The sequence below is a fragment of the Stenotrophomonas sp. 96582_Sma genome (assembly GCF_056480905.1).
Map to the genome: position 1 here is coordinate 1,298,373 of NZ_CM151122.1, position 12,800 is coordinate 1,311,172.

The following is a 12,800-nucleotide window of genomic DNA, read 5'->3' on the forward strand; positions in this document are numbered from 1 at the left end:
GGATGTGGCAATGCATCAACGACTGCAGGTGAAGCGAAGGCTGGCGCTGGCCTTGATCGGCGCCGCGCTGGCCGCATGTTCGACAAGTGACCGGCTGGGCGATACCCAGGTGCGGCCAACCGACCGCGCCGAGTGCCTGGTCGGCAGCCAGCGCCAGGATCTTTCCGCCGGCGTTCCCACCCTGATCGGGGGCAGCGGCTGCCGCACCGACCCCGACAACCCGCGTCCCCTGAACAAGCGAACGGAGTAGTCCCTGCCGATGACCGAGCTTTCCCCGCTGTCGCCCAGTGTCCGCCTGGACATCTGGCTGTGGGCGGCCCGTTTCTTCAAGACCCGCAGCCTGGCCAAGCAGGCCATCGAGACCGGCAAGGTCAGCGTGGCCGGGCAGCGCCCGAAGTCCTCGCGCGCGGTGCGCGTGGGTGAGCAGCTGCAGGTCGACCGCGGCGAGGAGCATTTCGAGATCCAGGTGCTGGGCCTGAGCGACCAGCGCGGGCCGGCGCCAACGGCACAGCAGCTGTACGCCGAGAGCGAGGCTTCGAAGGCGCGCCGTGCCGAACAGCGTGCACTGCGCATCGCGGCACGCGATGGTTTCCAGCCGCCGGAACACAAGCCGGACAAGCGCGCGCGGCGTTTGATCCGGGCCTTGGGTGACATCGACGCGCTCTAGCGAAATCCTGATTCCAACGGATTGTTCCTATCGCGGTGCGAAACAAGGCGCCGGTCACGGTACGTTCGGATTGCGCTGGGCAGGCTGGTTTTTCACCTATCGAAGGCCTGCCCATGCGTCGTCTGCTGTTATGCCTGTCCCTGCTTGCTGCTGCGCCACTGCACGCTGCCGACATCACCTTCTGGGACGTTCCGCAACGCGGTGGCAACAGCATGAACATGTCGCCTCCGGACCGGAAATACTTCGAGGCGCTGCGTGCGACCGGTGCGACCTGGGTGCGGCTGGTGCCGGACAAGTGGAAGGGGCAGGGCGGTCGTGACTTCCTGATCGGCAACGCCGATGACTATCGCGGACTGGTTCCGGCCGATCTGGCCACGCTGCGGCGGGTGCTGGATGACGCCGATGCGGCCGGACTGAAAGTGGTGCTGACGCCGCTGTCGCTGCCGTTGCTGCGCTGGAAGCAGCACAACGGCGATGTGGTCGACCAGCGCCTGTGGCAGTCCTTCGACAACCATGTGCCGGCCCGTCGCTTCTGGCATGACCTGGCCACGGCGCTGAAGGGTCATCCTGCCTTGGCCGCCTACAACCTCATCAATGAGCCGGTGCCCGAGTACGGTGCAGGCCTGGCCGAGCATGCGTCCACTGAGGCGATGCAGCGGTGGTATGCCGGTGTGCAGGACGGCCCACGCGATCTGCGCCGCTTCTACTCGGAACTGATCGCCAGCATCCGCGAGGTCGACACCGCGATGCCGCTGATGCTGGATGCGGGCTGGTATGCCGCCGCCGACGGTTTCAACTACTGGCCGGCACCGCTGGCGGATTCGAAGCTGCTGTACAGCGTGCACATGTACGAGCCGTATGCAGCAACCAGTGCACCGAACCAGACGCGTGCCAAACCCTGGCGCTATCCGGCGCAGGTGCCGTTCGGTGCAGGCAGCGAGCATTGGGATGCGGCGCGTGTACGCCGTTACCTGCAGCAGCCGATGACGTGGGCCGCCTCGCATGGCGTCGGTGCCAACCGCATGGTGGTGGCCGAATTCGGCTGCATGCGGCGGTGGCCGGACTGCAGCCGCTACCTGCAGGATGTGCTGCAGGTGCTGGAGCAGGACAAGGTGCACTGGGCCTTCTACGCCTTCCGCGAGGATGGCTGGGACGGCATGGACTACGAACTGGGCGACAAGCCGCTGCCGTGGTCGTACTGGCAGGCGCAGGAAAAGGGCGGCCATGTCGAGCCGCCGCGTTCGATGCAGGCGCCCCTGTTCGCACCGATCCTGCAGCGTTTGAAGGCGGGCAACCGGTAAGCCGCCGGGCATGGCCCGGCGCTACCCATGGCGATGCCGGTAGCGCCGGCCCATGTCCGGCCAGGCTTTCCCTCAGCGCTTGCCGCCGAGCAGATTGCCGCCCAGCTTGAGCAGATCGCCCACGCCCAGCTGACCATCACCATCCTGGTCCAGCAGGCTGCCGAGCAGGCCACCGGCAAGACCGCCCTGTTGCTGCACCTGCTGCTTTTCCTGGCCCAGGGCCTGGCTGAGCGAGCCGGCATCGGCCTGGCCGCCGCCGAGACGCTGGGCGAGGAAGGCCATCACGATCGGGGCAAGAATCTGCAGCAGCTGGCTGGTGCGGCCGCTGTCGAGCTGGGTGGCCTGGGCCAGGCCGGTCTCCACCTTCTGCTGGCTGCCGCCGAAGATGTGGCCGAGGATGCCGGCACCGTCGCTGGCGGCACCACCGCCACCACCACCCAGTACCGAGCCGAGCACGCTGCCCAGGTCCAGGCCGCTGTGGTTGTTCTGCAAGGCGCCGAGCAGGGCCTGCGCGCCCTGCGGCTGCGAGGCGTTGTTGCCCAGCGCGCCCATCAGCACCGGCAGCGCGGCACTGATCGCGCCGGAAGCCTGGGTATCGCTGATGCCGAGCTGCTGCGACACCTGCTGCAGCGGGGCGCCCTGCAATTTGGCGAGAAGTTCATCGGTCAGGCTCATCTGCGGAATCCTTGATTGGGGTTGGGCGTGCAGAAGGTACGACGCGGACCGTTAAAACGGCGACGCCGCCTCACGGGGAGGCGGCGTGCCGTTCACGGGGAAGGGCGATCAGAGCTCGATGTCTTCAGCGCCCGGGGTGGCGGTGGGGAAGTCCGCTTCCGGCTGCGCCGGCTTGAACGGATCCGACGGCTGGCTGGCCAGCGCCTTCAGCGCCGCGGCAACACCGGCACCGTAGGCCGGGTCGGCCTTGCTGCAGTTGTCGATGTGGCGCTGCTTGATGAAGTCCGGCGCATCGCCCAGGGCGCGGGCGGTGTTGGCGAACAGGCGGTCCTTCTGTGCCTGGTTGTAGCTGCGGAACAGCGCACCGGGCTGGCTGAAGTAGTCGGCGTCGTCCTCACGGAAATTCCAGAAGTCGGCGTCGCCGCGGATCTTCATCGGCGGTTCGCGGTACTGCGGCTGTTCCTGCCACTGGCCGTAGCTGTTCGGTTCGTAGTGCGGCAGACCGCCGTAGTTGCCGTCCACGCGCATCGCACCGTCGCGGTGGTTGCTGTGCACCGGGCAGCGCGCTGCGTTCACCGGAATCTGGTGATGGTTCACGCCCAGGCGGTAGCGCTGCGCATCGGAATAGGCGAACAGGCGCGCCTGCAGCATCTTGTCCGGCGACGGGCCGATGCCCGGCACCAGGTTGCTCGGTGCGAACGCCGACTGCTCCACGTCCTGGTACCAGTTGACCGGGTTGCGGTTCAGTTCGAACTGGCCCACTTCGATCAGCGGGTAGTCGCTCTTCGGCCACACCTTGGTCAGGTCGAACGGATGCACGCGGTAGGTTTCCGCGTCCAGCTCCGGCATGACCTGGATGAACAGCTTCCACTTCGGGAAGTCGCCCTTCTCGATCGCGGCGAACAGGTCGCGGCCGTGGCTTTCGCGGTCATGGCCGACCAGGATCTGCGCTTGCGCGTCGGTCAGCGATTCGATGCCCTGCTGGCTGACGAAGTGGAACTTCACCCAGAAGCGTTCGCTGTCGGCGTTGGTGAAGCTGTAGGTGTGCGAGCCGAAACCGTGCATGTGGCGGAAGCTGCGCGGAATGCCGCGGTCGCTCATCACCACGGTCACCTGCAGCAGGGCTTCGGGCAGCAGCGTCCAGAAATCCCAGTTGTTGCGCGCGCTGCGCAGGTTGGTGTGCGGGTCGCGCTTCACGGCCTTGTTGAGGTCGGCGAACTTGCGCGGGTCGCGCAGGAAGAACACCGGGGTGTTGTTGCCGACCAGGTCCCAGTTGCCTTCTTCGGTGTAGAACTTCAGCGCGAAGCCGCGGATGTCACGTTCGGCGTCGGCGGCGCCACGCTCGCCGGCCACCGTGGTGAAGCGGGCGAACATCTCGGTCTGCTTGCCGACCTTCTCGAACAGCTTGGCGCGGGTGTACTTGCTGATGTCGTGGGTGACGGTGAAGGTGCCGAACGCGCCCGAGCCCTTGGCATGCATGCGGCGCTCGGGAATGATCTCGCGGTTGAGGTTGGCCAGCTTTTCCAGCAGCCACACGTCTTCCATCAGCAGCGGGCCACGCGGGCCGGCGGTCTTGCTGTTCTGGTTGTCCACCACCGGTGCGCCGAAGGCCGTGGTCATCGGCGTGACCGGATCATCGCCGTGCTTCTGCTTGGGCGTGGTGCTCAGCTCGCGCTGCTGCTCGGCGCCCTGCTCCGGCGACGGGGCGGTGTGATACGGGCACTTGGCGTTGTTGTTGTCGGACTGGCTCATCGGCTGGCTCCTGGTGGCGGTGAAGACGTGGGAGAAACATCTTCACTCGACTTTAGCTATGGCCAGATGAAATGAATAATCGAATGATCCATTCAGGTTGATAGATTCTGTCAATTGAAACGCAGAATCGGATTTGCACAGTCTTTCAACAGGCCTCCCGCAAGGCGAGCGGGAGGCCATGGGCGTGCGCTGCGGCTACAGCAGTGCCTTCAACCGGTACAGGGCTTCCAGCGCCTGCTTCGGCGTCAGTTCGTCCGGGTCGATCGCCGCCAGCGCGTCCTGCGCCTTGCTCGACGGTGCTGCGAACAGGCCGAACTGCTGCGGCGCATCCAACGCCTGCGGCGCCAACTCGGCGGCATGGCTTTCACCACCGCGCTGTTCCAGCTCGGCCAGGCGACGCCGTGCCTGTGCCACGGTGGCGCGCGGCAGGCCGGCTAGTGCCGCCACCTGCAGGCCGAAGCTGCGGTTCGCCGGGCCATCCTTTACCGCGTGCATGAACACCAGCGCCTCACCGTGCTCGACGGCATCCAGGTGCACGTTGGCGATGCCGCTGCGGCCACCCTCGTGCTGCTCGTCGGCCAGCGCGGTCAGCTCGAAGTAGTGGGTGGCGAACAGCGTGTAGCAGCGGTTCTGGTAGGCCAGGTGGCGGGCCACCGCGTCGGCCAGCGCCAGGCCATCGTAGGTGGACGTGCCGCGGCCGATCTCGTCCATCAGCACCAGCGAATGGGCGGTGGCGTGATGCAGGATGTAGCTGGTCTCGGCCATCTCGACCATGAAGGTCGACTGCCCGCGGGCGAGGTCGTCACCGGCGCCGATGCGGGTCAGGATGCGGTCGATCGGGCCGATCAGCGCACGGCTGGCCGGCACGAAGCTGCCGATGTGGGCCAGCAGTACGATCAGCGCGTTCTGCCGCATGTAGGTCGATTTACCGCCCATGTTCGGGCCGGTGATGACCAGCATGCGACGGTCCGGATGCAGATCCAGATCATTGGGTTCGAACGGCTGCTCGCGCACCGCCTCGACCACCGGGTGGCGGCCACGCTCGATCTTCAGGCACGGCTCGGCCTGCAGCTCCGGGCGCGCCCAGTCCAGCGCCTGCGCGCGTTCGGCGAAGGCGGCCAGTACGTCCAGTTCGCTCAGCGCGGCGGCGCATTGCTTCAGCGGTTCCAGTTGGCCGCCGAGGGTGTCCAGCAGCTGCTCGTACAGGTACCTCTCGCGCGACAGCGAGCGGTCACGCGCGGACAGCACCTTGTCTTCGAACGCCTTCAGTTCTTCGGTGATGTAGCGCTCGGCATTGGTCAGCGTCTGGCGGCGGGTGTAGTGCACCGGCGCGCGGTCGGACTGGCCCTTGCTGATCTCGATGTAGTAGCCGTGCACGCGGTTGTAGCCCACCTTCAGGGTGGGAATGCCGCTGCTTTCGCGCTCGCGCTGTTCCAGGTCGACCAGGAACTGGTCGGCGTGGGTGGACAGGCGGCGCAGCTCGTCCAGCTCTTCATCGAAGCCATCGGCCAGCACGCCGCCATCGCTCAGCTTCAGCGGCGGCATTTCGGCGATGGCGCTGGCCAGCAGCTGCGCGCACTCGTCGTGTTCGCCCAGCGCCGCATGCAGCGTCTGCAGGCGCGGCGAATCCAGTGGTGCCAGCACCTCGCGCACCGCCGGCAGCAGGCCCAGGCCGTCGCGCAGGGTGGAGAAATCGCGCGGCCGCGCCGAACGCAGCGCGACACGGGTGAGGATGCGTTCCAGGTCACCGAGGCGGCGGAACTGCTCGCGGATGTCCGCATCGCTGCCGCGATCGATCAGGGTTTCCACCGCATGGTGGCGCTGTACGAGCACCTCGCGCAGGCGCAGCGGGCGGTGCAGCCAGCGCCGCAGCAGGCGCCCCCCCATCGGCGTAACCGTGCTGTCGAGCACACCCAGCAGCGTATTGCGGGTGTCGCCATCAACACGCGTATCCAGTTCCAGATGGCGGCGGGTAGCGGCGTTCATCGCGATCGCCTCGCCGGCGGTTTCCATCGCGATCGAGGTCAGGTGCGGCAGGCGCTGCTTCTGGGTTTCCTCGACATAGCCAAGCAGGGCACCGGCCGCAGCGGTGGCGCGCGGCTTGTCGTCGATGCCGAAGCCGCTCAGGTCATGCAGCTTGAAGAAATTCAGCAGCTGGCGGCGGCCGCTGTCGGCATCGAACAGCCACGGCGCGCGGCGACGCACGCCGGTGCGCTGGCGCAGGAACTCCGGCCAGTTCTCCTCGTCGGGCACCAGCAGCTCGGCCGGCTCCAGCCGCGCCAGTTCGGCTTCCAGCGCGTCGTCGGTTTCCACCTCGTTGACCAGGAAGCGGCCGCCGGCCAGGTCGGCCCAGGCCAGGCCGTAGCCCTGCTTGCTGCGCGACAGGGCCATCAGCAGGGTGTCGCGGCGTTCATCCAGCAGCGCCTCGTCGGTGACCGTGCCGGGGGTGACGATGCGCACCACCTTGCGCTCGACCAGGCCCTTGGCCAGCGCCGGGTCGCCGATCTGCTCGCAGATCGCCACCGACTCGCCCAGCGCCACCAGCCGTGCCAGGTAGCCTTCATAGGCATGTACCGGCACGCCGGCCATCGGGATCGGTGCGCCGCCGGAGCTGCCGCGCTGGGTCAGGGTGATGTCGAGCAGGCGCGCCGCCTTGCGGGCGTCGTCATAGAACAGTTCGTAGAAGTCACCCATGCGGAAGAACAGCAGCAGGTCCGGGTAATCGGACTTGGCCGCGAAGAACTGCTTCATCAGCGGGGTGTGTTCCTTGGACGCCTTGGCGTTGCTGGTGTTGTCTTTTGTATCAGTCACTTGGGGCGTTTCGCGTCTTGGGCAGGGCGTCGGGGCGTGGCCATGCGCAGGCATGGCCGGAGAGGACATTAGTGTAGCGACCTGGGGCGGTCGATGATCCGCGGCACCCGCGCTGGGCCCGGGGGCTGTCCGTGTGCCAACGCCTGCGCCCCTGCGCCGGCACTTTGGTTGATTTCCCCAGGGGCCCACGGTAGTGTCAGCCCCGGCGATTTCCGCCAAGCGGCCTCCATGGAAACCGGGGCGACTTATCCCCCGGGCGGGCGTTGATGGAAAGAACAAGCATGACTGCAGCCTGCATGGCCGCCGAACCTCGTTACACCTGGCGTACCGTCCTGCTGAGCATCCTGGTCGCCATCGTTCCGCTTGCCGGCTCCGCACCCTACACCTTGCTGAAGGCGGTGCTGCTGCTGGCCCTGCTGGTCACCGGCGTGGTTCTGATCCGCCGCCAGCCCGATGTCCGCCTGCGCTACCGCATCGCCCGGTTCATCGTGATCGTCTGCTTCCTGCGCCTGGCCTATGCCTTCTACAGCATCCTCTGGCACGGGCTGCGCTGGAACGAGCTGGATCTGCCGGCGCAGACACTGCTCTACCTGGGTACCGCTGCCGTGTTCGCCACTGCGCTGGACTGGCGCCTGATCTGGAAGATCTTCGCCGTGTCCACCCTGGTCTTCGGCGGGTCGTGCATCGTGCAGCACCACGTGATGGGCCTTGAACGCGCGCACGGTTTCAGTGGCGGCGAATGGACCGCCATCGAGTTCACCATGGTGACGCTGTGCATGGCGTTGTTCTCGGTCATCCGGTTGATCCAGCCCAATGTGCATCCGGCCGAACGCTGGCTGCACGGCGTGGCCATCGCCGTTGGCGTCTACGGTTCGATCCTGGCGCAGAGCCGCGGGCCGATCCTGGCGTTCATTCCCGCCATGCTGATGGTGATTGCGGTGCACGTACGGCGCACCCGGCGCTGGCGGGGGGCACTGGCCTTCGTCGGTGCCCTGGTCATTGGCGTGGTCGGTGCCACCTCGGTGCTGAACCATGAGGTGATCCAGCGCTTCGGTGAGGTCAGTGGCGAGATCTCCGGTTTCAACCAGGAAAACGAGGTCGGCTCGGTCCGTGAGCGCATCGCCATGTGGGGCGTGGCGGTCGACGCCTTCGCCGAGCATCCCGTGGCGGGTGTGGGCCTGAACCAGTTCGGTACCTATGCACGTGAGGGCATCGCCCGCGGCGAGGTGTCCGAGTCGATCTTCCGCTACAACCACCCGCACAACGAGTACCTGGAAGCGGCGGTGACCGGTGGCGTGCCGTTGCTGCTGATCATGCTGCTGGTCTTCATCCTGCCCGGCATTCATTTCGTGCGGCGCCTCGGCCACGCCGACGACATCACCGCGATGATCGCCACCGCCGGACTTGCCGTGGTCATCGTCTATGCGCTGTCGGCGTTCACGGACAACGTGTTCTACCGGGCGATGCCCCATTCGTTCTATTTCTACCTGGTGCTGGGCTTCATGCTGGCGACCGCCTTGCCTGCGCGCGACCTGCGCCGGCCAGGGAGTCCCTCCTGATGGCGCATATCCACCTGCTGGCCGCCGACAACCAGCGTGGCCTGTCCCATGACATCCAGGTGATCGAGCGCTCGTTGCAGCAGCTCGGGCACACGGTGACGGTCAGCCGTCTGGACGCGGTGCGCAATGGGGGGGCCTGGAAGCTCCGCGGGATGCGCCTGCGCAGGCTGCTGGCCTCGTGGCTGAGCCTGGGGCGCACGCCGGCCCGGTTCGACATCAACATCTCGCTGGAGCATGTCCGGCCGGCAAGCTTCGGACTGGCCGAGGTCAATCTGTTGATTCCGAATCCGGAATGGGTGTCCGCACGCAGCCTGCGGATCCTGCCGCGGTTCGATGCGTTGTTGACCAAGACCGAAGACGCTACGCGCATCTTCAATGCGCTGGGCATGCGCGCGCTGGAAGTCGGTTTCTGCAGCCGTGACCGCTACGACCCGGCGGTGCCGCGCAGACCGCGCAGCTTCCTGCATGCAGCTGGTACCAGTCGCATGAAGGGCACGGCAACGCTGGTCGAGGTCTGGAAGCGCCATCCGGAGTGGCCCTTGCTGACCATCCTGCGCGGCGGCCCTTCGGACGAAGATGAGGGCGGGGCCGCGAACCTGCGGATCGTCCGCGAGCGCCTGCCCGACCAGGAGGTGCAGCGCCTGCAGAACGAACATGCGTTCCACCTGTGCCTGTCGCAGACCGAAGGCTGGGGCCATTACCTGGTGGAAGCGATGAGCTGCGGGGCGGTGGTGATCACCTGCGACGGCGCGCCGATGAACCAGATGATCGACGACAGCCGCGGCATCCTGGTTGCCGCGCACGAGGGCGAGCCCTGCCATCTGTCCAGGACCTGGCATGTGGATGAGAAGGCGCTGGAACAGGCCGTCGAGCGTGCGCTGGCGATGGATGAGGCCGAGTGGACCCGGCTGGGCGCCAATGCACGCGCATGGCACCTGGCCAGCGAAGTGGCGTTCCCACGCCGGCTGGGCGAGGCCCTGGCCAAGCTTTGAGTTGATGCGGCTGGTTGCTGCAGAGTGCTCAGCCTGGCACCAGGGTGATCTGCGGATGGCTGCCGAAGATCTCCATGACGATCTCGAAGTAGGTCTGTCCCTGGCCAAGTGACAGTGCCGTCAACTGAGCGTGGATGGCCGGACCGTTGAACCTGCCGCCCTGATCGAGTTTCGACTGCAGCCAGGCGCGTGTGGTCTCGCGGCCCAGTGCCTCGCGGCTGTGGGCGATGTCGCGCCACACTACCGTGGCGGTGGCATGACCGGCGAGCGCGCCGTAGCCCCCGTGCAGCAGGTCATCAAGCGCGTCCAGGCTTGCGCCCAGCTGCCAGTCTTCGTCGGCCATGAACACACGATTGATTTCCACGTAGAGGCTGGCGATGTCGTTGATGGACGCGCCTTCGATGTGCAGGATCCGTGTCATCTGCAGACTGTAGCCCTCCGGGGCGACGGTTGTGTCCGGCGCAGATAATCCGGGCCGCGCTGGATGGGGAGGCGTTATTATGGTGTTAATCCTGCGTGATTTTCATCGGACGCTGGCGTGTCAGCGCTATTCGATAAGGATATGGCGCCATTATCGGTCGCCGCATTTTCTGACTGCCTGCACAGTTCCATATATTTGGATCGGTCCATATATAAAGTCCCGTAAAGTTTCCCTCCGCTGCGCCGCCATCGAACGTACGGCCACGATCAAGGGAATTGAGATGCTTGCCTTACGTAATCTCCGTGTGGGATCCCGGCTTGGCGCCGGCTTCGGTCTGCTGCTGCTGTTCATCATGGCCATCGTCGGCCTGGTGCTGTATGGGAATCAGCTGAAATCCGCCCAGTTCGAGAAAGTGGTGGACGTCAACATGGTGAAGATGCGCCTGTTGAATGACATGCTTGATACCAACAACGCGGTGCTGATGCATCGTCGCCTGATGGTGATCAAGCGGGGTGACGAGTTCGACAAGGATTACCAGCGTGCCCAGGAGTTGTCGCGGACCTATGACGGTATCTGGGCCAAGTACATCAAGATTCCGCGTGACGCTACCGGCGATACCCTGGTCGCGCGCATCGAGGCGGCCCGCAAGGCCACCGATGCATCAACCCAGCAATTGCATGAGCGCATGAAGGCGGGGGATTTCGATGGTGCAGCGAAGGAGCTGCTGGCCGAGCACGGATTGGCAACGGCCTGGAATGAATCCATTTCGGCCCTGCTGCGCCACCAGGAAGCACTGACCGAACGCAGCCGCGAAGAGTACCGCGCAACCGAATCGTGGACCGGCACGCTGTCGATCGCGTTCGGGGCACTGAGCCTGTTGCTGGGGACGTTGGCGGCCTGGGCGATCACCCGCAGCCTGACCCGCCCGCTGGAAGGAGCGGTGAAGCTGGCCGACGGCATCGCCAGTGGCCGCCTGGACAGCAGCATCGACGCCACCGGCAACGATGAGGTGACCCAGCTGCTGAAGTCGATGCAGCGCATGCAGGCACAGCTGCAGTCGGTGATGGCGGCACAGGGGGAGCTGGCCCGCCAGCACGATGCCGGCAGCCTCAGCTACCGCATGGACGAGAGCGCGTTCCCCGGTGACTACGGGCGCATGGTGCATGAGACCAATGCGCTGGTTGGATCGCACGTGCAGGTACAGAACCGGCTGATCGAGGTGATGAAACACTACGCACGCGGCGATCTGTCGGTGGACATGGACCCGCTGCCCGGCGAGAAGGCGGCGATCACCCAGGCGATGGACGAAACCAAGTCCAGCCTGTCGGCGATCAACAGCGAGATCCGCCGGTTGGCGACAGCGGCTGCGGCAGGCGACTTCAGCCTGCGCGGCGACGAAGATCGCTTCGCCTATGATTTCCGCGACATGGTGGCTGGGCTCAATCGCCTGATGCAGACCACCGACGAGAACCTGGTGCAGGTCTCGACCCTGCTGCAGGCCATCTCGCGCGGCGACCTGACCGTGCGCATGCAGGGTGATTTCCATGGCGTGTTCGCCCGCATGCGTGATGACTGCAATGCCACCGTCGACCAGCTCAAGCAGATCGTCGGCCGCATCCAGTCCAGCGCCTCCAGCATCAATCTGGCCGCAGGTGAAATCGCTTCGGGCAACACCGACCTGTCGCGGCGTACCGAACAGCAGGCGGCAAACCTGGAAGAAACGGCAGCATCGATGGAGGAACTGACCTCCACCGTGAAGCAGAATGCCGAGCATGCACGGCAGGCCAACCAATTGGCCATCGGCGCGCATGGTGTTGCCTCCCAGGGCGGTGAAGTGGTGGGCCAGGTGGTCACCACGATGTCGGCCATCGAGGCATCGTCGAAGAAAATCGCCGAGATCATCAGCGTCATCGACGGCATCGCCTTCCAGACCAATATCCTCGCGCTGAACGCGGCGGTCGAAGCTGCGCGTGCCGGGGAACAGGGCAGGGGCTTTGCAGTGGTGGCCAGCGAAGTGCGTACGCTGGCGCAGCGCTCGGCGGGGGCGGCCAAGGAGATCAAGGGCCTGATCGAGGATTCGGTTGGCAAGGTCGCCGACGGCTCGGCGCTGGTCCGCCAGGCGGGCACCACGATGGGCGAGATCGTGGCCTCGGTGCAGCGCGTGACCGACATCATGGCCGATATCTCTGCTGCCTCCCAGGAGCAGAGCTCGGGCATCGAACAGGTCAACCAGGCGGTGGTGCAGATGGATGAGACCACGCAGCAGAATGCGGCGCTTGTAGAAGAGGCCAGTGCGGCGGCACGCTCGATGGAGGAGCAGGCCAACCTGCTGGCCGAGGCGGTTTCGGTGTTCCGCACGGGGGCGGTGACCGCTGCCGCCGCGGTGCGCCCGGCGCTGGCAGCCGTGGCGGCATCGGTTGCGCCGGTGCGCCGGCCCGCGGTGCTGTCGCCGCGGATCGAGCCGACGCTGGCCGCCAATGCGGGTGGTTGGGAAGAGTTCTAGAAGAGAGCAAGGCCGGCAGGGAGACGGCGCCCATCGCGACGGCTGGTCGCGATGGGCGCGGATTTTCTTCCTGAACGTGCGATGGCCGATGAAGTGGCGGACACGCGCATTTCACTTCC

At 66.0% G+C, this 12,800-nt stretch carries 10 protein-coding genes; 6 read left to right on the plus strand and 4 right to left on the minus strand.

Annotation, left to right across the window (positions count from 1 at the left end):
- Positions 1-10: 10 nt before the first annotated feature.
- The 3 genes from ACZK2R_RS06005 (at position 11) to ACZK2R_RS06015 (ending at position 1,968) form a co-directional block, all read left to right on the plus strand.
- Positions 11-250, plus strand: a complete 240-nt coding sequence (locus ACZK2R_RS06005) for a hypothetical protein (RefSeq protein ID WP_125894513.1) — start codon at positions 11-13, stop codon at positions 248-250.
- A gap of 9 nt (positions 251-259) precedes the next feature.
- The gene (locus ACZK2R_RS06010; RefSeq protein ID WP_005408603.1) at positions 260-667 is read left to right on the plus strand and encodes an RNA-binding S4 domain-containing protein; all 408 of its coding nucleotides are present in this window, start codon (positions 260-262) and stop codon (positions 665-667) included.
- Between the two features lie 113 nt (positions 668-780).
- On the plus strand, positions 781-1,968 hold the full coding sequence (locus ACZK2R_RS06015) for a glycoside hydrolase family 5 protein (RefSeq protein WP_032127549.1): 1,188 nt from the start codon (positions 781-783) through the stop codon (positions 1,966-1,968).
- Positions 1,969-2,040: 72 nt separating this feature from the next.
- On the opposite strand, the gene ACZK2R_RS06020 is transcribed toward ACZK2R_RS06015, so the two are convergent.
- The 3 genes from ACZK2R_RS06020 to mutS all read right to left on the minus strand — a co-directional run bounded on the left by ACZK2R_RS06020 (position 2,041) and on the right by mutS (position 7,260).
- Positions 2,041-2,643 carry a DUF937 domain-containing protein gene (locus ACZK2R_RS06020; protein ID WP_049424483.1) on the minus strand — a complete coding sequence of 201 codons (603 nt, stop codon included), beginning with the start codon at positions 2,641-2,643 and terminating at the stop codon, positions 2,041-2,043.
- A 108-nt stretch (positions 2,644-2,751) separates the two neighbouring features.
- Positions 2,752-4,395 (minus strand): catalase, encoded by a 1,644-nt coding sequence (locus ACZK2R_RS06025; protein ID WP_049399631.1) that lies wholly within the window; start codon positions 4,393-4,395, stop codon positions 2,752-2,754.
- 195 nt (positions 4,396-4,590) lie between these two features.
- Positions 4,591-7,260 (minus strand): DNA mismatch repair protein MutS, encoded by a 2,670-nt coding sequence (gene mutS, locus ACZK2R_RS06030; RefSeq protein WP_428993067.1) that lies wholly within the window; start codon positions 7,258-7,260, stop codon positions 4,591-4,593.
- A gap of 227 nt (positions 7,261-7,487) precedes the next feature.
- Here mutS and ACZK2R_RS06035 point away from each other — a divergent pair, with 227 nt between their 5' ends.
- Together ACZK2R_RS06035 and ACZK2R_RS06040 are read left to right on the plus strand one after the other, a co-directional pair.
- Entirely contained in the window at positions 7,488-8,765 is a 1,278-nt protein-coding gene (locus ACZK2R_RS06035; protein ID WP_032127545.1) for an O-antigen ligase family protein, read from the plus strand.
- On the plus strand, positions 8,765-9,757 hold the full coding sequence (locus tag ACZK2R_RS06040) for a glycosyltransferase (RefSeq protein WP_121503891.1): 993 nt from the start codon (positions 8,765-8,767) through the stop codon (positions 9,755-9,757). The genes ACZK2R_RS06035 and ACZK2R_RS06040 overlap by 1 nt, the downstream gene beginning before the upstream one ends.
- Before the next feature lie 28 nt (positions 9,758-9,785).
- Here the strand turns inward: ACZK2R_RS06040 and ACZK2R_RS06045 are convergent, their stop codons facing one another.
- Positions 9,786-10,178, minus strand: a complete 393-nt coding sequence (locus tag ACZK2R_RS06045) for a barstar family protein (protein WP_049462356.1) — start codon at positions 10,176-10,178, stop codon at positions 9,786-9,788.
- A gap of 280 nt (positions 10,179-10,458) precedes the next feature.
- Here ACZK2R_RS06045 and ACZK2R_RS06050 point away from each other — a divergent pair, with 280 nt between their 5' ends.
- Entirely contained in the window at positions 10,459-12,681 is a 2,223-nt protein-coding gene (locus ACZK2R_RS06050; protein WP_032127542.1) for a methyl-accepting chemotaxis protein, read from the plus strand.
- Positions 12,682-12,800: the final 119 nt, after the last annotated feature.

What these genes read in the sequence shown, in the direction of transcription:
- ACZK2R_RS06005 (WP_125894513.1), top strand. Translation starts at nt 11, where the DNA reads ATGCATCAACGACTGCAGGTGAAGCGAAGGCTGGCGCTGGCCTTGATC.
- ACZK2R_RS06010 (WP_005408603.1), top strand. Translation starts at nt 260, where the DNA reads ATGACCGAGCTTTCCCCGCTGTCGCCCAGTGTCCGCCTGGACATCTGG.
- ACZK2R_RS06015 (WP_032127549.1), top strand. Translation starts at nt 781, where the DNA reads ATGCGTCGTCTGCTGTTATGCCTGTCCCTGCTTGCTGCTGCGCCACTG.
- ACZK2R_RS06020 (WP_049424483.1), bottom strand. Translation starts at nt 2,643, where the DNA reads ATGAGCCTGACCGATGAACTTCTCGCCAAATTGCAGGGCGCCCCGCTG.
- ACZK2R_RS06025 (WP_049399631.1), bottom strand. Translation starts at nt 4,395, where the DNA reads ATGAGCCAGTCCGACAACAACAACGCCAAGTGCCCGTATCACACCGCC.
- mutS (WP_428993067.1), bottom strand. Translation starts at nt 7,260, where the DNA reads ATGCCTGCGCATGGCCACGCCCCGACGCCCTGCCCAAGACGCGAAACG.
- ACZK2R_RS06035 (WP_032127545.1), top strand. Translation starts at nt 7,488, where the DNA reads ATGACTGCAGCCTGCATGGCCGCCGAACCTCGTTACACCTGGCGTACC.
- ACZK2R_RS06040 (WP_121503891.1), top strand. Translation starts at nt 8,765, where the DNA reads ATGGCGCATATCCACCTGCTGGCCGCCGACAACCAGCGTGGCCTGTCC.
- ACZK2R_RS06045 (WP_049462356.1), bottom strand. Translation starts at nt 10,178, where the DNA reads ATGACACGGATCCTGCACATCGAAGGCGCGTCCATCAACGACATCGCC.
- ACZK2R_RS06050 (WP_032127542.1), top strand. Translation starts at nt 10,459, where the DNA reads ATGCTTGCCTTACGTAATCTCCGTGTGGGATCCCGGCTTGGCGCCGGC.